At 58.8% G+C, this 18,953-nt stretch carries 18 protein-coding genes and 1 riboswitch; of the genes, 5 read left to right on the top strand and 13 right to left on the bottom strand.

Annotated elements, in window-relative coordinates:
• The first annotated feature begins 42 nt into the window (after positions 1-42).
• From CU103_RS11805 to purU, 5 genes are read left to right on the top strand one after another with little or no spacing between them, the layout of a single operon-like run.
• Positions 43-1,146: a fatty acid desaturase family protein gene (locus CU103_RS11805; RefSeq protein WP_106664120.1), complete on the top strand. Its 1,104-nt coding sequence runs from the start codon at positions 43-45 to the stop codon at positions 1,144-1,146.
• Between the two features lie 28 nt (positions 1,147-1,174).
• Positions 1,175-1,489, top strand: coding sequence for a MocE family 2Fe-2S type ferredoxin (locus CU103_RS11810; protein ID WP_106664121.1), 315 nt, complete (start codon positions 1,175-1,177; stop codon positions 1,487-1,489).
• Complete coding sequence (locus tag CU103_RS11815) at positions 1,489-2,727, top strand: NAD(P)/FAD-dependent oxidoreductase (RefSeq protein WP_106664122.1); 1,239 nt, start codon at positions 1,489-1,491, stop codon at positions 2,725-2,727. Before CU103_RS11810 ends, CU103_RS11815 begins: the two co-directional genes overlap by 1 nt.
• 12 nt (positions 2,728-2,739) lie before the next feature.
• Complete coding sequence (locus CU103_RS11820) at positions 2,740-3,537, top strand: 3-methyl-2-oxobutanoate hydroxymethyltransferase (RefSeq protein WP_106664123.1); 798 nt, start codon at positions 2,740-2,742, stop codon at positions 3,535-3,537.
• A 3-nt stretch (positions 3,538-3,540) separates the two neighbouring features.
• The gene (purU, locus tag CU103_RS11825) at positions 3,541-4,437 is read left to right on the top strand and encodes a formyltetrahydrofolate deformylase (RefSeq protein ID WP_170117029.1); all 897 of its coding nucleotides are present in this window, start codon (positions 3,541-3,543) and stop codon (positions 4,435-4,437) included.
• Between the two features lie 55 nt (positions 4,438-4,492).
• Here the strand turns inward: purU and CU103_RS11830 are convergent, their stop codons facing one another.
• The 13 genes from CU103_RS11830 to CU103_RS11890 form a co-directional block, all read right to left on the bottom strand.
• Positions 4,493-5,596, bottom strand: a complete 1,104-nt coding sequence (locus tag CU103_RS11830; protein ID WP_106664279.1) for an FAD-binding oxidoreductase — start codon at positions 5,594-5,596, stop codon at positions 4,493-4,495.
• A gap of 259 nt (positions 5,597-5,855) precedes the next feature.
• On the bottom strand, positions 5,856-7,097 hold the full coding sequence (locus CU103_RS11835) for an aromatic ring-hydroxylating oxygenase subunit alpha (RefSeq protein ID WP_106664124.1): 1,242 nt from the start codon (positions 7,095-7,097) through the stop codon (positions 5,856-5,858).
• Between the two features lie 120 nt (positions 7,098-7,217).
• A riboswitch (cobalamin riboswitch) is annotated at positions 7,218-7,417 on the bottom strand.
• 119 nt (positions 7,418-7,536) lie between these two features.
• Positions 7,537-8,820 carry an L-fuconate dehydratase gene (locus CU103_RS11840; RefSeq protein WP_106664280.1) on the bottom strand — a complete coding sequence of 428 codons (1,284 nt, stop codon included), beginning with the start codon at positions 8,818-8,820 and terminating at the stop codon, positions 7,537-7,539.
• 39 nt (positions 8,821-8,859) lie between these two features.
• Positions 8,860-9,705, bottom strand: a complete 846-nt coding sequence (locus tag CU103_RS11845) for a fumarylacetoacetate hydrolase family protein (RefSeq protein WP_106664125.1) — start codon at positions 9,703-9,705, stop codon at positions 8,860-8,862.
• 162 nt (positions 9,706-9,867) lie between these two features.
• Positions 9,868-10,602, bottom strand: coding sequence for an SDR family oxidoreductase (locus tag CU103_RS11850; RefSeq protein ID WP_106664126.1), 735 nt, complete (start codon positions 10,600-10,602; stop codon positions 9,868-9,870).
• Between the two features lie 33 nt (positions 10,603-10,635).
• Positions 10,636-11,091, bottom strand: a complete 456-nt coding sequence (locus CU103_RS11855; protein WP_106664127.1) for a MaoC/PaaZ C-terminal domain-containing protein — start codon at positions 11,089-11,091, stop codon at positions 10,636-10,638.
• 272 nt (positions 11,092-11,363) lie between these two features.
• Positions 11,364-12,437 carry a Gfo/Idh/MocA family protein gene (locus CU103_RS11860; protein WP_106664128.1) on the bottom strand — a complete coding sequence of 358 codons (1,074 nt, stop codon included), beginning with the start codon at positions 12,435-12,437 and terminating at the stop codon, positions 11,364-11,366.
• Positions 12,438-12,450: 13 nt separating this feature from the next.
• On the bottom strand, positions 12,451-12,780 hold the full coding sequence (locus CU103_RS11865) for an L-rhamnose mutarotase (protein WP_106664129.1): 330 nt from the start codon (positions 12,778-12,780) through the stop codon (positions 12,451-12,453).
• Between the two features lie 4 nt (positions 12,781-12,784).
• On the bottom strand, positions 12,785-13,897 hold the full coding sequence (locus CU103_RS11870) for a mandelate racemase/muconate lactonizing enzyme family protein (RefSeq protein ID WP_106664130.1): 1,113 nt from the start codon (positions 13,895-13,897) through the stop codon (positions 12,785-12,787).
• 270 nt (positions 13,898-14,167) lie between these two features.
• Positions 14,168-15,265, bottom strand: a complete 1,098-nt coding sequence (locus CU103_RS11875) for an ABC transporter ATP-binding protein (protein ID WP_106664131.1) — start codon at positions 15,263-15,265, stop codon at positions 14,168-14,170.
• Between the two features lie 7 nt (positions 15,266-15,272).
• Positions 15,273-16,139 carry a carbohydrate ABC transporter permease gene (locus tag CU103_RS11880; protein ID WP_106664132.1) on the bottom strand — a complete coding sequence of 289 codons (867 nt, stop codon included), beginning with the start codon at positions 16,137-16,139 and terminating at the stop codon, positions 15,273-15,275.
• 305 nt (positions 16,140-16,444) lie between these two features.
• Complete coding sequence (locus CU103_RS11885; protein ID WP_106664133.1) at positions 16,445-17,341, bottom strand: carbohydrate ABC transporter permease; 897 nt, start codon at positions 17,339-17,341, stop codon at positions 16,445-16,447.
• A 195-nt stretch (positions 17,342-17,536) separates the two neighbouring features.
• The gene (locus tag CU103_RS11890) at positions 17,537-18,853 is read right to left on the bottom strand and encodes a type 2 periplasmic-binding domain-containing protein (RefSeq protein WP_106664134.1); all 1,317 of its coding nucleotides are present in this window, start codon (positions 18,851-18,853) and stop codon (positions 17,537-17,539) included.
• Between the last annotated feature and the right edge of the window lie 100 nt (positions 18,854-18,953).

Here is an 18,953-nt window from a genome sequence, read left to right on the forward strand (position 1 = left end):
GAAAGAAGAAACCGTTTCCGCTGCACGACTGGGAGGTCTCGCATGAATACTGCCGCACTCGCCGCGCCAACCAAACGCGATTACAGCCTTATCGGCCGTGACTCGCGGCTGGCAGTTGAGTCGGGCCTTGCCGCAGCGCAGTGGTACCATACCGACATCCCGCGCAAGCAGATGAAGGAGCTGATGAAACGTTCCGATGGCCCGGCGATGCGCGACACGGCGATCTGGCTCGGCAGTATGGTTATCCTTGCCGGTCTCGGCGTTTATTTCTGGGGCACATGGCTCTGCGTGCCGTTCTTCCTCGCCTATGGCGTTCTCTATGGTTCCGCATCGGACAGCCGCTGGCACGAATGCGGTCATGGCACAGCGTTCAAGACCCGCTGGATGAATGATGTGGTCTACCAGATCGCCTGCTTCATGATCATGCGCAATCCCGTGACCTGGCGCTGGAGCCACACGCGCCATCACACCGACACTGTCATTGTTGGCCGCGATCCGGAAATTGCCGTGATGCGCCCGCCGGATCTCCTGCGCGTCGTCTTGAATTTCTTCGGCATTCTCGATGTCTGGCATGCCTCAGGCGATCTCGTCCGCAATACGCTGGGCAACGTCAGCGCGGAAGAAAAGACCTTCATTCCCGAGCAGGAACAGCCGCGGGTGGTGCAGATCGCCCGCATCTGGGCCGCGATCTACGCGGTCACGATTGCCCTGTCGATCCATACGGGATCGATCATGCCACTGGTGCTGATCGGGCTGCCGCGTCTCTATGGGGCCTGGCATCATGTGCTTACCGGCCTGCTGCAGCATGGCGGGCTTGCCGACAATGTCACCGATCACCGGCTCAATAGCCGTACTGTTCTCATGAATCCGGTCAGCCGGTTCATCTACTGGAATATGAACTATCACGTCGAGCATCACATGTTCCCGATGGTGCCATACCACGCGCTGCCCCAGCTCCATGCAATGATCAAACACGACCTGCCCGCCGCCAACCCGTCCATTCTGCACGGGTATCGCGAGATGCTACCGGCGTTCCTGCGCCAGCTGCGCAACGAGGATTATTTCATCAAGCGTGAGCTGCCGCCAACGGCAAAGCCCTATCGTGAGGAATTTCACAACGAACCGGTGGCCACAGCAGCTGAATAGCAATCACCAATACCAGGGAGGAATAACCGTGAGCAACTGGATCGAGGCCTGCACCTTTGACGACATCGATGAAGAAGATGTCATGCGATTTGACCACGCGGGGCGCACTTTTGCGATCTATCGCAGTCCCGACGACGAGTTCTTCGCCACGGATGGCCTGTGCACCCATGAACATATCCACCTGGCCGATGGGTTGGTGATGGATGAAATCATCGAATGTCCCAAGCACAATGGACGCTTCAATTACAAGACCGGTGAAGCCAAGGGCGCGCCAGTTTGCGTCAATCTGAAGACTTATCCGGTGAAAGTCGAGGCCGGCAAAGTATTGATCCAATTAGGATAATGGCTATGGAAAAAGGAATGGTCATCATCGGCGCAGGGGAATGCGGCGCGCGCGCCGCCTTCGCCTTGAGGGAAACCGGCTATGACGGACCGGTCACCCTGATCGGCACCGAAAAGCACCTGCCCTACGAGCGCCCGCCTCTGTCAAAAGACGCCATGGTCTCGGAGCATCACCCCCTGCCGAGAACGATCGCGGAGGGAACTCAGTTCAGCGAGAAGCGTATCGATTTCATCGGCGATACGACCGCATCGGCGATAAACCGTTCCGAGAAGAACGTGGTTTTCGAAGACGGTCGAACCGTGGAATACGATCGCCTCCTGCTCGCGACCGGGGCAATCCCCCGTTCCCTGCCCCAGGCAGCAGGCAGCAGATATTGCGTGACGTTACGCAGTTTTGACGATGCTCTTGCCATCCGCGCCAAGTTCCGGCCGGACGCGCGCATCGTGATCGTAGGCGGTGGCTTCATCGGACTTGAGCTTGCGGCAAGCGCCCGCAGGCGCGGAGCGAGAGTGACCGTGATCGAGGCACAAGCCCGCATCATGATGCGAGGCGTGCCGACGGAAATCGCTCAAGTCATCGACCGGCGTCACCGCGAGGAAGGCGTGACCATCCGCTGCGATACCGGGATTGTCTCCATTGCCGACAATGCGAATAACGTCGCGATCACCCTTTCGACCGGCGATGTCATCGCGGCCGATCTTGCCGTGATCGGCATCGGCGCATCGCCGGTCACAGGGCTGGCAGAGGCGGCCGGTCTTGAGACCGGCAACGGCATTGTCGTCAATGAATGGCTGCAGACCAGTGACCCGGATATTTTCGCGGCCGGCGATTGCTGCACCTTCCCGCTGGCCATTTATGGCGGGAGGCGTGTGCGGCTCGAGGCCTGGCGCAATGCCCAGGAGCAAGGATCTCTTGCGGCCCGCAACATGCTCGGATCGCTTGAGCCGCATCAGGCCGTTCCGTGGTTCTGGTCGGATCAATATGAGCTTGGTCTGCAGGTTGCCGGACTGCCGGACGAAGGCACGCAGACCATATGCCGTCAGCTAGACGATGGTGCCTTCATCCTCTTTCACCTCACTGACGACGGCCGCCTTGCCGCCGCAAGCGGTATCGGCCCCGGCAATGCGGTCGCAAAGGACATAAGGCTTGCCGAAATGCTCATTTCCCGCGGCGCCAGACCCGACCCCATCCAGCTTGCTGCACCCGGCGTCAGACTGAAATCGCTCCTCGCAGCATAGACAGGACAGGAAATGGCCAACAGACGACCTACGGTAGCGGACATCCTCGCATTGAAGGGCCGCCGCCAATTGACGATGCTGCGTGTAGAAACGCTTGAAGAAGCGGAAGCCGCTGAACGGGCGCGCGTCGATATGCTGTCGGTGCCGCCCGCATTGCTCACGCCGGAGTTTCGCGACGCCGCACCCTCAGCTTTCACCTTCCCAGGCCTCGAATATGGGGATTTCATTACGGCCGAGGACTATATGCGTGCTGCATTCAAGGCGCTGCGTGCGGGCGGGGATGCGGTCTATTGCGCCGCAAGTCTCGCCACGGTGCGGCGGATGCGTGACGAAGGTATCCCGGTTTGCGGCCATGTCGGGCTCATTCCTTCCAGAGCAACCTGGACCGGCGGCTTCAAGGCCGTCGGCAAGACAGCCTTGAGTGCACTGGAAATCTGGCGGCAGACCAAAGCGCTGGAGGACGCCGGTGCCTTTGCGGCGGAAATCGAGGTGGTTCCCGTCGACGTAGCACGTGCCATTTCCGAGCGCACGTCGATGTTCATGATCTCGATGGGTGCGGGAACGGGTTGCGACGCGCAATATCTGTTCGCACAGGACGTTCTTGGTTCAAATCGCGGCCATTATCCGCGTCATGCCAAGGTCTACCGCAACTTTTCGGCTGAATATGACCGCCTGCAGCAGGAGAGAGTCGCAGCCTTCTCCGAGTTTGTCGCAGACGTGCACGCACAAAACTATCCGGGGCCCGAACATGTGGTTGGAATTCCGCGTGACGAACTGGACCGTTTCCTGAAAGAGCTTCCTGGAGTTTAACTTATGGATCATCAGCCCCAAAATCACCTGGCCGCATCGAAAGCGGCCGAGCATGCACATCGCTTCGTCCTCACCCTCTCCTGCGAAGACAAGCCCGGCATCGTTGCCGCGGTGACGACGGAACTTGCCGGTACCGGCGCTAACATTGCGGAGAGCAACCAGTTCTGGGACCGGCAGACCAATCGCTTCTTCATGCGCATCGCCTTCACCACGCCGGAAGCGATCGTCAAGGATGACATCGAACGCAGCTTGAAATCATGTGTCGACCGCTTCGACATGAAGACCACTTTGGTCGATCAGGCGAAGAAGCCGAAGATCATCATCATGGTGTCGAAGTTCGACCATGCCCTGTTGCATCTGTTCTACCAGATCAAGGTTGGCTGGCTCGATGCCGATGTCGCCGCCATCGTCTCCAACCACGAGGACAGCCGCCGCTTTGCCGAGCATGAGGGCATCCCCTATCACGTGCTGCCGGTATCCAGGGACAACAAGAAGGAACAGGAAGAGGCGCTGCTGCAGATCGTCAAGGACACCGGTGCCGACCTCGTCATCCTCGCCCGCTACATGCAGGTGCTGTCCGACAATCTGTCGAAGCGGCTGTTCGGCAAGGTGATCAACATCCACCATTCGTTCCTGCCCAGCTTCAAGGGCGCCAAGCCCTATCACCAGGCGCATGAGCGCGGTGTCAAGCTGATCGGTGCCACCGCGCATTATGTCACCCCGGACCTCGACGAAGGTCCGATCATCGAGCAGGAGACCGAACGGGTCAGCCACGCGATGAGCGCCGAGGATTTTGTGGCCACCGGCCGCGATATCGAAAGCCGGGTGCTGGCACGAGCGGTGAAGAAGCACCTCGAATCCCGCGTCATGCTCAACGGCCACAAGACCGTGGTGTTTTAAGACGAGCGGCTTGGCCTGATGGGTAGATGCCCATCAGGCTGAGTTTAGAGATTTCTCAAGCCTCGATTTCGACATTGCCGAGTGGCTTGGAGCAGCAGGCGAGGACATAACCCTCGTCGATTTCCTCGTCGAGAATGCCGCCATTATGGTCCATGTCGACTTCGCCGGAAATCTTCATCACCTTACAGGTGCCACAGAGACCGGATTCGCAGGCCGCTGCGATCCGGATACCGGCGCCGCGCGCCGCTTTCAGAATCGTGTCGCCTGCAACGCATGGCACATCCATTCCCGACATGGAGAATGTGACGGTCGATGCCGCCTCGACAGCTTCTGTCGAGATGTCATCCATCATCGGCAAAACCGGCTCGGCGGCGGGACCAAAGCTTTCCTGATGATAGTGGTTCATGTCGAAACCCGATGCTTCCAGCATGGTGCGGACATCGCGCATGAACCCTTCCGGTCCGCAGCAGAATATTGTCCTGTCCTTGAAATCCGGGGCGAGCAGCGGCAGTTTTGGTGCTTCGAGCCTGCCGCGAATGCCGGTCCACACCTGGCCCATCTCGTGTTCCTTGATGAGGAAGGCGAGCTTCAGGTTGGGCATGCAACTCATGAGATATTCGAGTTCCTTGCGGAAAATGATATCGCTGGGGCGGCGCGCGCAGGTGACGAAACTGATGTCGCTCTGCGGCGCGCAATCATGCATCCAGCGGGTCATTGACATCATCGGGGTAATGCCGGATCCGGCCGAGATAAACAGATATTTTCCGCCCGGATGTTTGCGCATGGAGAAATCGCCAAGCGGGCCGAATGCCTTGAGCCGCACGCCGGGTGTCAAATGATCCAGCATCCAGCGCGTGCCGATGCTATCCTCCTGCGCCTTGACCGTCACAGCGATGGTGAAGGGCCGCGACGGGGTGGAGGAGAGCGTATAGGTGCGCAGCACCGCTTCGGGCTGCACCGGCAGTTCGAAAGTCATGAACTGGCCCGGCTCATAGCGGAACCAATTCTGATTGTCCGACCTGAAGGTGAAGGTCTTCACATTGGGCGCTTCCTCAACAATTGACAGGCACTCAAGCAGATGCAGCCGGTCATTCCACGGCTGCATCTGGTCGAGGTGTGGATAGTTCTGAGGAACACCCCCAGAGCGAGAGTAGGTCATATTGCACCGTTCTGCCGGAGAGAATTCGCGGACAAGGTCGAGGGGATTGGCGCGGTCGCACTGGTTGTGCGGCCAAAGCCGAGCCCCGAAGGATTTGGCCCGAATTCGCTCGGCCCTTCGGGTTTCTGGCTGGCGGCCATCCACTTTGTCAGGCGGCATCGTTCGATGGAAAGACATCGGCCTCGCCACCTTTCTCGTGGGCTGTCTCGCCATCCGAGAAACAGAACTGGCGCAATATGGCCCACTCTCGCTCTCGTCATTAAGCTACCCTGCTGAGTTTCTTGTCGCCGGAGAGACGCGTCTCCATCGCATTGCTGTACCATTCGAGGAATTGCAGCACACCGCCTTCATGCTCGACCGAGTAAGGACCAGGCTCGTAGGCGGGCGAACGGATACCGAAGGCGTTTTCTTCAACGATACGGCGATCCTGGTCGTTGGTCTCCAGCCAGACATGCGTCAGTTCTTCGATATTGTAGTCGACGCCTTCCACCGCATCCTTGTGCACCAGCCATTTGGTGGTGACCTGCGTTTCATTGGGACCGAGCGGCAGCACGCGGAACGAGATCGCATGATCGCCAAGAATGTGATTCCATGTTGTCGGGTAATGATAGAGCAGCAGCGAACCGATCTGTTTGGCATTGACGTCATCGCTAAGCTGCCTGCCGACGGCACGCTTGCCGCTCAAGGTATAGCTCTCGGCATCGCGCAACAGTGGCACGCGCGTCGCGCGGTACTGGCCGTCCTCGGCAATACGGAAGACACTCGGCAGGCCAACGGCTTCACACTTGTCCCAATGCGCGACGATTTCCGGATCGTCCTTGGAACCCTGAATACCCGTGACACTCGGCGCCTCCGGGAAGGTCTTGCACAGTTCAGGGTGGTTGGCGACGCAGTGATAGCACTCGCGATTGTTTTCCCAGACAAGCTTCCAGTTGCCCTTTTCAACGATCGAGCTTTGGAACGCGACCTTCGTCTCGGTGAGGCGATGCGGCGCGAGGTAGGGTTCGAGCAGCGCGCGCGTCGCTGCGAAATCCGGCGCAACGGGTGCGAGGCAGATGAAGATATACCCGCCGACGCTTTCGCAATGAACGGTCTTCAGGCTGTGCTGGCTGGCGTCGAAATCATCGCCCATCTGGCGGGCAAACAGCAGGCGGCCATCGAGCTCATAGGTCCACTGGTGATAGGGGCAGACGAGCTTCGCCGCAGTACCCTTTTCGGCCGAGCAGACGCGTGAACCGCGATGGCGGCAGGAATTGTGGAAGGCTCTGATCTTTCCCTGCCGGTCACGAACGATGACAACCGGATAGTCGCCGACCTGCACCGTGAAATAATTCCCCGGCTTCGCCACTTCGCAATCATGACCGATGAACAGCCAGTCGCGATAGAAGATGTTTTCCATATCGAGACGGTAATAGTCCGGATCGGAATAGAAGGCCTGTTCAAGTCCGTAGCCCGGTTTCCGGTTTTGAAGATTCCGGAGCAGTTCATTACGAATATCCATGTCGTGTCCTCGCCCTTACAGCTGCAAAGAACTGACTGGTGGTGACGGAGAAGAACGTCCGCACAGTCAACGAGCGTTGTCTGCGCAAAATCATGCTCCTTGATCGCCCACCGCGATCAGTCGGTGTTGTCACTCGGGGCTGGTTTCCGGGCTCTGGAGTTGCCTTGCCGGGCTTCACGGCGCCTTCCCGGGGTGCACTCCCAGTGGCTATTTTGCCGCGTTTTACTCCACTACCGTTGCGGGGGCAGCGCCGGGTTTTCGACCGGCTTCCCAATTCTCCGCTTCCCCTAGAAAGCGGCACCTCAAGTGTCCCGATAAAAGCATCCGGCACAGAAAAAGAATAGGTGCGGAAACGACATCGCATTTACGCAAGACGACACATATCCGTAAACGAAAACGGCGGCATCTCTGCCGCCGCGTTTCATGGACCCTTGCCGGTTCAGGCCATCGGTCTGTGCAGATATTGCCTGATCGATTCCGGCTTCATCTCGATCGAGAAGCCCGGCAGCGATGGCGGCATATAGGCCGCATTCTGGATACTGCAGGGATCGACGAAGTGTTCATGCAAATGATCGACATATTCGATCACCCTGCCCTCTTTGGTACCAGAGACGGCGACGTAGTCGATCATCGACAAATGCTGCACATATTCGCACAGGCCAACGCCGCCCGCATGCGGCCAGACAGGCAGATCGTACTTCGCCGCCATGAGCAGCACGGCGAGCACTTCGTTCAGTCCGCCCATACGGCAGGAATCGATCTGCACCACGTCGATGGCGCCTTCGGCGATGAACTGCTTGAACATGATGCGGTTCTGGCACATTTCGCCGGTCGCCACCTTCACCGGGCTGATCGCCTGGCGAATCTTGCGGTGGCCCGCGACATCGTCGGGGCTAGTCGGCTCCTCGATGAAAAACGGCTTGACGAAGGCAAGCTTCTTCACCCAGTCGATCGCCTCATTGACCTCCCAGACCTGGTTCGCATCGATCATCAGAATACGATCCGGCCCGATCACCTCGCGGGCGATGGTCAGGCGGCGGATATCGTCGTCGAGATCGCGGCCGACCTTCATCTTGATATGATTGAACCCGGCATCGATAGCTTCCTGGCAAAGGCGGCGCAACTTTTCATCCGAATAGCCGAGCCAGCCAGCCGAGGTCGTATAGCAGGGATAGCCTTCCGCCTTCAGCGTCGCGATCCGTTCCTTCTTGCCGCTTTCGGCCTTACGCAGGATTGCCAAAGCCTCTTCACGAGTCAAAACGTCGGTCAGGTAGCGGAAATCGACGATGTTGACGATCTCCTCCGGTGTCATTTCACCGACCAGCTGCCAGACGGGCTTCTTCGCTTCCTTGGCGAGCAGGTCCCAGACCGCATTGACGACGGCACCGGTCGCCAGATGCATCGCACCCTTGTCCGGGCCGATCCAGCGCAGCTGGCTGTCGCCGGTAATGAAGTGCCAGAAACGACCAGGATTTTCCTTCACCCAGTCGAGCTCCAGACCAATGACGAGATGCTTCATCGCCTCGATGGCAAGGCAGCAGATTTCGTTGCCGCGCCCGATGGTGAAGGTGAGACCGTGGCCGGAAAGCCCGTCGGCGTTGGTGTCGAGCACGACATAGGCCGCCGAATAGTCCGGATCCGGATTCATCGCATCCGACCCGTCAAGGCTTTGCGAAGTGGGAAAGCGGATATCAAAAACGCGAAGATCGGTAATGCGGGTCACGATATGCCTCATGTATCTGTTGCTAAGGGTGCGGCGCGCCTATGCGTCGGCGCGCGTCACCTGTTTCTGGGTGCCCAGGCCTTCGATGCCGAGTTCCACGACATCGCCGGCCTTGAGATAGCGCGGCGGTTTCATACCCATGCCGACGCCGGGAGGCGTGCCGGTCGAGATGATGTCGCCGGGCTGCAGGCTCATGAACTGGCTGAGATAAGAAACGAGGAAGGCAACGCCATAGACCATCGTCTTGGTCGAGCCGTTCTGCATGGTCTCGCCATTTACGGTCAGCCACATGGGAAGGTCCTGCGGGTCTGCGACCTCATCCTTGGTCACGAGCCACGGACCGGTCGGGCCGAACGTGTCGCAGCTCTTGCCCTTGGTCCATTGACCCGAACGCTCCGTCTGGAAAGCGCGCTCGCTGACATCATGCACCGTGCAATAGCCGGCGACATAATCCAGCGCCTCGCCTTGCGTGACATATTTTGCCGTGCGTCCGATGACGACACCGAGCTCTACTTCCCAGTCGGTCTTTTCCGAACCGCGCGGAATGACCAGATCGTCATTTGGACCTGCGATTGCCGATGTCGCCTTCATGAAAATTACTGGCTCGGGTGGAACGGCCATGCCGGATTCCGCAGCGTGATCAGCATAGTTGAGACCGATACAGATGAACTTGCCGGTACCGGCGACGCAGGGTCCGAGACGCGGATTGCCGCCGACTATCGGTAGGCTCTCGACATCCAGATCGCCAAGCTTGGCCAGCGCGTCCGGGTCAAGCACCGCCGCGGAAATATCGTTCACCTTGCCGGAAAGATCGCGGATTTGCCCTTTGGCATCGAGAACGCCAGGCTTTTCCTGTCCTGGCTCGCCATATCGTAGAAATTTCATCGTCTGTTCCTTTTTCTTGTTGGAGATGCTTGAGAATTCATCCTGATGAGGCAGCTGGTGTGGTTTTCGAGAACCGGAGCGCAGTGGACTTTTTCGTCCATGAGCACCGGAAGCGTAGAAAATCGCATCAGATGGCCATCGGGGTGGATTTCCCAAAGTCTCCTAGACGGTCCAGCCGCCATCGATGTTGTAAGCCTGACCTGTCGTATAAGTCGCGCCGGCGAGATAAACGGCGAGGTCGGCGATTTCTTCCGGCAGTCCGAGACGGCCCATGGGCTGGCGCGCAATGAAGGCCGCGCGCGTTGCCTCATAATCACCTCCCGCACGCATGCGCTGCTCCAGCGATGGGCTCTCAACCGTGCCGGGGCAGATCGCATTGCAGCGGATACCCTGGGTGATGTAATCGGCTGCGACCGCCTTGGTGAGGCCCAGAACTGCCGCCTTGGTCACGCCATAGGCAAAACGGTTCGGTACGCCCTTCACGCTGCTGGCAACCGAAGACATGTTGACAATCGCGCCATCCTTGCGCTCGATCATACCCGGAAGAACCGCCCTGATCGTGCGGATCATGGCGCGGACATTCAAGTCCAGCGCAAACTCCAGATCAGCATCCGGCATTTCGAGAATCGAACCGCCATGGACGAAACCGGCGCAGTTGAACAGCACGTCGATGGCGCCAATCTCGCCGATCACCTGATTGACTTCGTCCGTCTTCAGCACGTCGAGCTTGCGGGGGCGAATACCTGCATCCTTTGGCAGCGCGTCGAGTAGCTGCTGATTGATGTCGGTCGCATGCACAATCGCGCCTTCGCGCGCAAAAGCCAGCACCGAAGCCCGGCCGATGCCTTGCCCTGCAGCTGTAATTAGAACGCGTTTACCTTCAAGCTTACCTGTCATCTTAATTCTCCGTTCGGCACTCTGTTGCGCCTGTCATGCACCCTTGGACTTGCGCTCCGCAATCAAAATATGGTCAGCCGCCAATACCACTTCGTCGCGTTGATTGATCACCTCACAGTGCTCGACCACGCGTCCGCTGTCCGGCCGTTTCGGATCGTCTTCCTTTGCGCTGATCGTTACCCGCGTGCGGATCGTATCGCCGATGAACACCGGGCGTACGAAGCGCAGGCGGTCGTAGCCATAGGAAAACGCAACGGGATTGATAAGGCTCGCCGTCAGTCCGACCCCAATGGAGAAAATCATGGTGCCATGGGCAACGCGCTGTCCGAATTGCGTTGTCTTGGCAAATTCCGCGTCCATGTGGTGCGGGAAGAAATCGCCCGTATGGCCGGCGTGCACCACGAAATCAGTCTCAGTAATGGTGCGTCCCGTCGTGACACGCACATGGCCGAGTTCATAGTCCTCGAAATAGATGGCTTGTTCGGACATCTAGAACCTTTCATGTTTGGATGGAAACAGTTCTGTTTCCTGGATGGCGAGACAATCCACGCGGAAGGTGGCGAGGCCGATGTACGTGCATCGGACGAAGCCGCCTGACAAAGTGGGTGGCCGCCAGCCGGAAACCCGAAGGGCCGGGTGAATTTGCTCCAAAGCCTTCGGGCTTCGGCTTGGTCCGATGGGTAAATATCGGCCTCGCCAAACCCCTTGACCTTGAACCAAATTCCCTCCGGCAGAATGATTCCATCCAGACATGAAAGGTTCTAAGCCTCCGGCTTCTGCGCGAGCGGAGTTGCCGGCGTCGCGCTCGATTGATAGGCAGCCTCGACCAGGGCCATGGTGTACCAGCCATCCTCGACCGAACTGACCAGTTCCTTGTCCTCGCCGCTGGCAAAGCGCTGCAGGTTGGCCATACGCCCGACAAAAGCATCCGGAAACCACGCGCCCTTCAGCGGAACGCTGACCCAGCCGGAGCCACCCTTCGGATAGATCATCAATTCGTCCGGCTCGCCGCGTGGATAGTCCAGATTGACGCCAAGCTTCACATAGGCCGCGCCTTCCGTACCGCTGACGCGGAACTCGCAGGCCTGGAATTTGCGGCCGAATTTGTGATCGTGATTGATCGACAGCGAACAGCGTACCCTATTCCCATAGTCGAGGATGGCGCTGGTCCTCGTCTGCGCCACTTCATGATTGGGATGGCCGAGCGTCTTGGCGTGCACGCCCAGCGGGTTGCCGAGGATCTGCCGTATGAGGTCAATATAATGGATCGAGTGCATCGCAATCTCGACGCGCGGCAGGCCGTTCAAGAACGGCCAGAGCGACCATGGCGTATCCAGCGCCAGCCAGGCATCGAAATCGACAACCTCGCCAAGCCAGCCTTGTGCCATCGCATCCTTCAGCGCCAGCATCATCGGCGCGAAGCGCAACTGGAAATTGACCGCCGCAGTGATATTGCGCTCCCGGCAAATGCGCAGGATCTCGGACGCTTGTCCAAGATCGCTGCCCATCGGCTTCTGGATCAGCGCAAAGGAACCCTCGGGCAGGACCTTCAGGATTTCAGCGTGACGCGATGGCGGCGTAGCGAGATCGAAGATCGCGTTCTCAACCGCCGCACCCTCGGCGACGGAAGCATAGACTGTGACACCCCATTCATCCGCCAGTTTCCGCGCCTTGGCCTCATCCGGATCGAACAGTCCGGCAATCGGAAAGCCGCCCTTGTTGTAGGCCGGATAATGCGCATCGCCGACAATGCTGCCCGCGCCGAAGGTCACGACCGGTCGTGGCTTCGCCGGCAAGGGCCAGCTCTGTTGCAGGGATGCGGGATCAAAACTCATCGAATATTCCTCATCAATCCAGATGGAAGACTTCTTCCATCATCGCCCACCACTCGCCTTTGGCGCGCGTTTCCAGCGGCACCTGACACGGCATGCACACGTCCCACCATTCCTTGTTCTTCGCATTGGCGGCCATCTTCGCCATGTCGGCCCCGAAGTCGGTCCCGTGATATTCCCATGTACCGAACAGGATGTTTTCCGGCTCGCGCAGGAAGATCGTGTAGTTGCGGATATTGCAGCTTGATATCAGTTCCAGAATTTCCGGCCAGACGGCGGCGTGCAGCCGCTTGTATTCCGCGACTTTATCCCCGTTGAGCCCGATCATCATTCCCATACGTTGCATCGCATCAGCTCCGGATTTCGGTGGTAAATTCGTCGATGCTGCGCGCCTTCACGGCATCCCAATCCCAGTCGATACCAATGCCCGGCTCGTTCGGCGCAATGGCAAAGCCGTTCTCGATACGCATCTGCGTGTGGGTCAGGTCATCGAGCTGCGGAATAAATTCGACATATTTGCCGTTCTGCACCGCGCAAGTGAGACTCACATGCAGTTCCATCAGGAAATGCGGGCAGACAGGAATATCGAAGGTCTCGGCGGTGTGTGCCACCTTCAGCCATGGCGTGATACCGCCAATGCGGCCCACATCCACCTGCACGATAGAGCAGGCACGCTTCTGCATATATTCGCGGAAATGCCGGATCGAATAGAGCGACTCGCCAATGGCCACGGGCGTTGGTGTTGCCGCCGACAGGCGCACATGCCCATCAATATCGTCGGCCGGCAGCGGCTCCTCCAGCCAGGCCAGATCGATATCGCGAAGTACCTGAGAGCGGCGGATGGCCTCGTCCAGTGTAAAACCCTGATTGGCATCGGTCATGATCTCGAAACCAGCCCCTACAGCGTCGCGCACCGCCGACAACCGCTCCAGATCCTCGGAACCATGCGGACGGCCGATTTTGACCTTTGCGCCCTTGAAACCCTTGGCCTTTGCCTGCAGGGCATCATCGACCAGCGCCTGCTTTTCAATGTGCAGCCAGCCGCCTTCGGTCGTGTAGAGCGGGCAGCGATCCTTCGCCCCGCCCGCCAGTTTCCATAGTGGCAGGTTCTGCTTCCTGGCACGCAAATCCCATAGCGCAGTGTCGACAGCGGCAAGCGCAATTGCAGTAATCGCGCCGATTGTTGTCGCGTGGGTGGCAAATTCAAGGTCACGCCAGATCGCCTCGATCTGATCGGCATCCTTGCCGAGCAAACGGGGAGCGAGGTGGTCAGAGAGCAGGCGCATCACCGATGATCCGCCCGTACCGATCGTATAGCTGTATCCGGTGCCCGCAGCGCCATCACTGTCAGTGATCGTAACGATCGGCGTCTCCTGGCTGACAAAGCTCTGGATCGCATCGGTCCGCAGCACTTTCGGCGGCAGATCCACCATGCGCAACTCAACTCGTTCGATTTTGGCCATAGTAGAGCCTTTCCCGGCCATATTGGCCGTATTCTGTTTCTCGGCTGGCGAGGCAATCCGCGCGGAAGGTGGCGAGGTCGATGTGGTGCATCCGAAGCCGCCTGACAAAGTGGGTGTCCGTCAGCCGGAAACCCGAAGGGACGGGGACAGTTGCGCCAATCCCGGCGCAAATCCACTCGCCCGCACGCGAAGTGCGGGTCTTCGTGTCTTTGCTTGATCTTGTCACAACACGCCTCCGTCAGAATAGGTCAGTATGGCCGGGAAAGGCTCTCACCTCCGCAAGGTTTTACCGGTTTCCGGCGAGAACAGATGCGCCTGAGACAGGTCGAAACTGAATTTTACCATCTCTCCGGCACCCATGGGACGCGGATTGAGCATGCGCGACACCCACTCGCGCTGCGCCATGGTAATAAAGAGCAAAGTCTCGTTGCCCAGTGGCTCGGTGATCGAGACCGGCAGCTCCATTTCATGCACATCGGTGGCTTCCCCGGAGTTCAAGCCGTGACCCGTCGGGTAAATATCGTCGGGCCGCAGGCCGAAGATCACCTTGTCACCCGCTGCAACCTTACCGCGGAATTCAATCGGCAGCGGCAGACTCTGCCCGCCGGCAAAGACGAGTTTGCCATCGGCAACCGTCGCTTCGTTGAGGTTCATCGGCGGCGAACCGATGAACCCTGCGACGAAGCGCGTGGCCGGCCGCTTGAACACTTCCTCCGGTGTACCGACCTGCTCGATATGACCATCGCGCATGATGACGATGCGGTCGGAGAGGGTCATCGCTTCCACCTGATCGTGCGTCACATAGATCATCGTCGACTGCACCTTGGCGTGCAGGCGCTTGATCTCGGTGCGAACCTGCGTACGCAATTTGGCGTCGAGGTTGGAGAGGGGTTCGTCGAAGAGGAACACGTCCGGCTTGCGCACGATCGCGCGGCCCATTGCGACACGCTGGCGCTGGCCACCGGAGAGCTGTGAGGGGCGCCGGTCCATATACTTGTCCAGATCGAGGATTGCTGCGGCTTCGTTCACGCGTGTGTCGATTTCGCTCTGCGCGACTTTGCCGATCTTCAACGAAAAGCCCATGTTCTCGCGCACGGTCATGTGCGGGTAGAGCGCGTAGGACTGGAACACCATCGAGATATTGCGGGCGCGCGGCGGCAGGTCATTCACCGGCTTGCCGCCGATTTCAACCACACCGCCACTGATGTCCTCGAGCCCGGCAATCATGCGCAGCGTCGTCGATTTCCCGCAGCCGGACGGGCCGACCAGCGCAATAAATTCGCGATCCTTGACCTCCAGGTCGATCCCGTGGACGACATCGACATTGCCATAACTCTTGACCAGCTTTTTCAATGTAACAGGGGCCATGACGAGCTTAACCTTTCACCGCGCCGAACGTCAGTCCGGACACGAGATGCTTCTGGATGATAAAAGTGAGTGTGAGTGCCGGAATGATCATGACCACCGCGAGTGCGCACATGCCGCGCCAGTCGATGGTGAACTCCGACGTATAATCGAGGAGGCCGACAGGCAATGTCTTCGAATTCACCGAACGGGTGATCTGCGATGCCAGCGCATATTCGTTCCACGAGGTGAGGAAGGCAAAGATGCCCGCCGACGCGATGCCCGGTCCGGCCAGCGGAAATTCCACCTGCCAGAATGCCTGCCAGCGCGTACAGCCATCGATCTGCGCCGCTTCCGCCAGGTCCTTGGGCACTTGCCGGAAGAAGCCGTCGATGAGCCAGATCGTGAATGGCACGTTCAGCGCTACATAAATCAGGATCATCGCGAAATGCGTGTCGATAATGCCGACCCGGGCGAAGATCATGAACAGCGGCAGCGACAGTGCGATGCCGGGGACGGCGCGCGTCAGCATGAAGCCGAGGAAGATGCCCGACTTGCCCTTGAACTTGTAGCGTGCGAACGCATAGCCGCCCGCCATACCGACTATGAGGGCGATGGCCGTCGAGGTAATCGAAATGATCAGCGAATTGCGGAAATATTCCCAGATCGGAATGCCGCCCTGCCCTGCGCCGCCAAACATGGCACGGTAGGCATCGAGCGAGACATCCTGCGGTATCCAAACCGGCGGCTTCGCCATGATCTCGACTGTCGGCCGGAGCGAACTAAGGACAATCCACAGGCCCGGCAGGCAGATGACCAGCATCGCCAGGAATAGCCCGGCAAGATGCAGGACTTTCAGGCCGCGGCGTTTGAGACGATGAGAGCTGTTCTGGTCCATCTAGAGCCTTTCATGGTTGCACGGAACCATTCTGCCGGTGACGGTTTGGGACTTGGCCTGTCCTCGGGCCAGCCAAAGGCTGGACCCGGGCGTCAAGGTCTGCAGCGAAGGCCGGGCTGGCTGCCCGGACGAGCCGGAGGCCGAAGGATTTGGCCCAAACCAGCCCGGCCCATCGGGTTTCCGTTTGGCGGGCGCCCACGGTGTCAGGCCGCTCGCCCGATGCACCACATCGGGCTTCGCGCCCTTCCTGGTGGATCGCCGCCCCAAACGAGAAACAGAATGATTTCGTGTAATCATGAAAGGCCCTACCACTCCGCTCCGATTTGCTGGCGGGCGGCCGCAAGCTTTCTGAAGAAATATACGGTGAACAGGATCGACAGCAGGATCGAGATATAGGCCATCGCATTGGCAAGACCCATCCGTGCGTCGCTATAGGCCGTGCGTCCGACCAGCGTCCACAGTAGCTCCGTGCGCTTGGCGGGTCCGCCGTCGGTCATGATCTTCACAATGTCATAGGCGCGTGCCACGTCGAGCGAGCGGATCGTCATGGCGATGAAGGCGAATGGCATCAGATATGGCCATGTGACGTAGCGGAAAGTCTGCCACGGCGTGCAGCCATCGACACGCGCCGCTTCGACCGGCTCCTGCGGCATGGCAAGCAGCCCTGCGAGGATGAGAATGGCGAAGACAGCCGTCGACGACCAGACCTCGGCAACGATGATCGAGAACAATGCCAGGTTGCCATCGATCAGCCAGGGAATGGCATTCGTGGTCAGCCCGAGCGATTGCAGCGCGTTGTTGACGAAGCCAATATTGTCATTGAACAGGAACTTGAACTGGAAGCCGACGAGCACCGGCGAGAACATCATCGGAAACATCATCAGCGTGCGCAGAATACGCTGGCCGCGCGTCGCCTTGTTGACCAGCATGGCAAGCCCGAGACCGAGGAACATTTCGGCATTGAGCGCGATGGTCAAGAGCAATACGGTCCGGCCGAACGCGGTCCAGAATTCAGGATTGGTCAGCACGCTGACATAGTTGCGAAAGCCGATGAATATCCAGATCGACTCGGGCTTGGTCAGCCGGAACGGCGTGAAGCTCGAATAGAGCGAGAACAGCAGCGGCAGCACGATAACAGCGGCAAGAACGACAATTGCAGGCAGCAGCAGTAGCGTCGGCGCTGATAGTTTGGGAAATTTCATCTGAAATATTGGCCTTCGGTCTCTGCTTTGCCACCTCCTACCCTCCCCCTTGTGGGGAGGGAGGCTGCGAAGCAGCAGGGAGGGGACTTGTTTATTTCTTACTGATCAGCCGTGCTGGCTGCAGAAATACCCTCCCAGGACTTGCGTCCGTCCCTCCCCACGAGGGGAGAGTTGAGAGCGGCATGCATGTATCCCTCAAAGCTTACCTGCATCCTGAAGGATTTCGGTTGCCTTTTTGGCAGCGGTGTCGAGCGCTTCCTTCGACGTCTTGTCGCCAAGGATAGCAGCCTGCAGTTCCGGATAGACCGCATTGGAAATTTCGATCCACTCGGCTAGCGGCGGAACCGGAAAGGCGTTCTTGGCTTCTTCCTGGAAAGCATTCAGGACTTCGGTCTTGTAGGGATCGCCCTTCGCCTGCTCGATGTCCCAGGCCCAGACTGCCGTGCGTGTCGGCAAGGGACCGGCCTTGGCTTCAAGCTTCTGGCTGTCTTCATTGGTCAGCCACCAGACGAGCGAGGCCGCCGCTTCCTTGTTGGCGCAGGATTCGGTTACCGAGAAGCCATGATGGCCGGACCAGCCCGTCCGCTTGCCGGAGGAACCGGCGGGCGCAACCTTGACGCCTACATTGCCGGCAACTTTGGACGACTTCGGATCGTTGAAGAAACTTGCCCAGCCCGGCCAGTCGAGATTGATGGCGATGGAGCCTGACGCAAAGCCCTGGCCCAGATCATCCCATAGGTAATTGGTTGTGCCAGCCGGAACGGCCTTTGCCTTGTAAAGATTGACGAACCAGTCGAGCGCCTTGATACCCGCTTCCGAATTGAATGCGGGCTTGCCCTCGGCGTCGATATATTCGCCGCCCTCCGCAATCACCATTTCATAGAAGCGGCCGTTGATCGCCTCTTCCTTGCCGGCAAACTGCGTGCCGTAGAAATCCGGTGCCTTGGTGAAGAAGAGCGCCTGGTCGGCGACCTGCTGCCAGGTGTCCGGCGGGGTCAGGTCATAGCCGTACTTCTCCTTGAAAGCTTTCTTGTTGCCTTCATCTTCGTAGAGGCTCTTCTGGTAATACAGCGCCGACACGTCGAACTGTGCGCGCGGCAGCATGACCAGCTTGCCATCCAGCGTCGATGACTTGATGTTCGAAGGTACGAATGCAGCAACTTCTTCGGCCGGTATGAGTTTGTTCAGGTCCGTATAGATTCCCGGATATTGCGGGGCGAATGATGAATGATTTGAACCGACGCACCAGTTCAGGCTGCCTGAGGCGATATCCGACTTGATCTCCTTGTCGAGCTCGAAATGATTCTTCTTCGACAGGATGTTCACCTTGGCGCCGGTAAGCTTTTCCCATTCGCCGATGCGCTCATACAGCGGCTCATATTGCTGACCGCCGATGAGCTTGGCGTCGATCGTCACGCCTTCGAATTTTCCCGGCAACTCTGCAGAAAAGGCAGCTTGCACGCTAAAAAGTGCGATCACACCAGCTGAAACACTGGCCAACAGGTTCTTCATCGGTTCCCTCCCCAGAGCGAGTGGCCGCTCCCCGGCTCTCGCAATTTATGAATACCCATATATGGGCGCTTCATTCATATACAAACATTAATACGCTTGA

The sequence above is a fragment of the Phyllobacterium sophorae genome, from assembly GCF_003010965.1.
Taxonomy (GTDB): Bacteria; Pseudomonadota; Alphaproteobacteria; order Rhizobiales; family Rhizobiaceae; genus Phyllobacterium; species Phyllobacterium sophorae.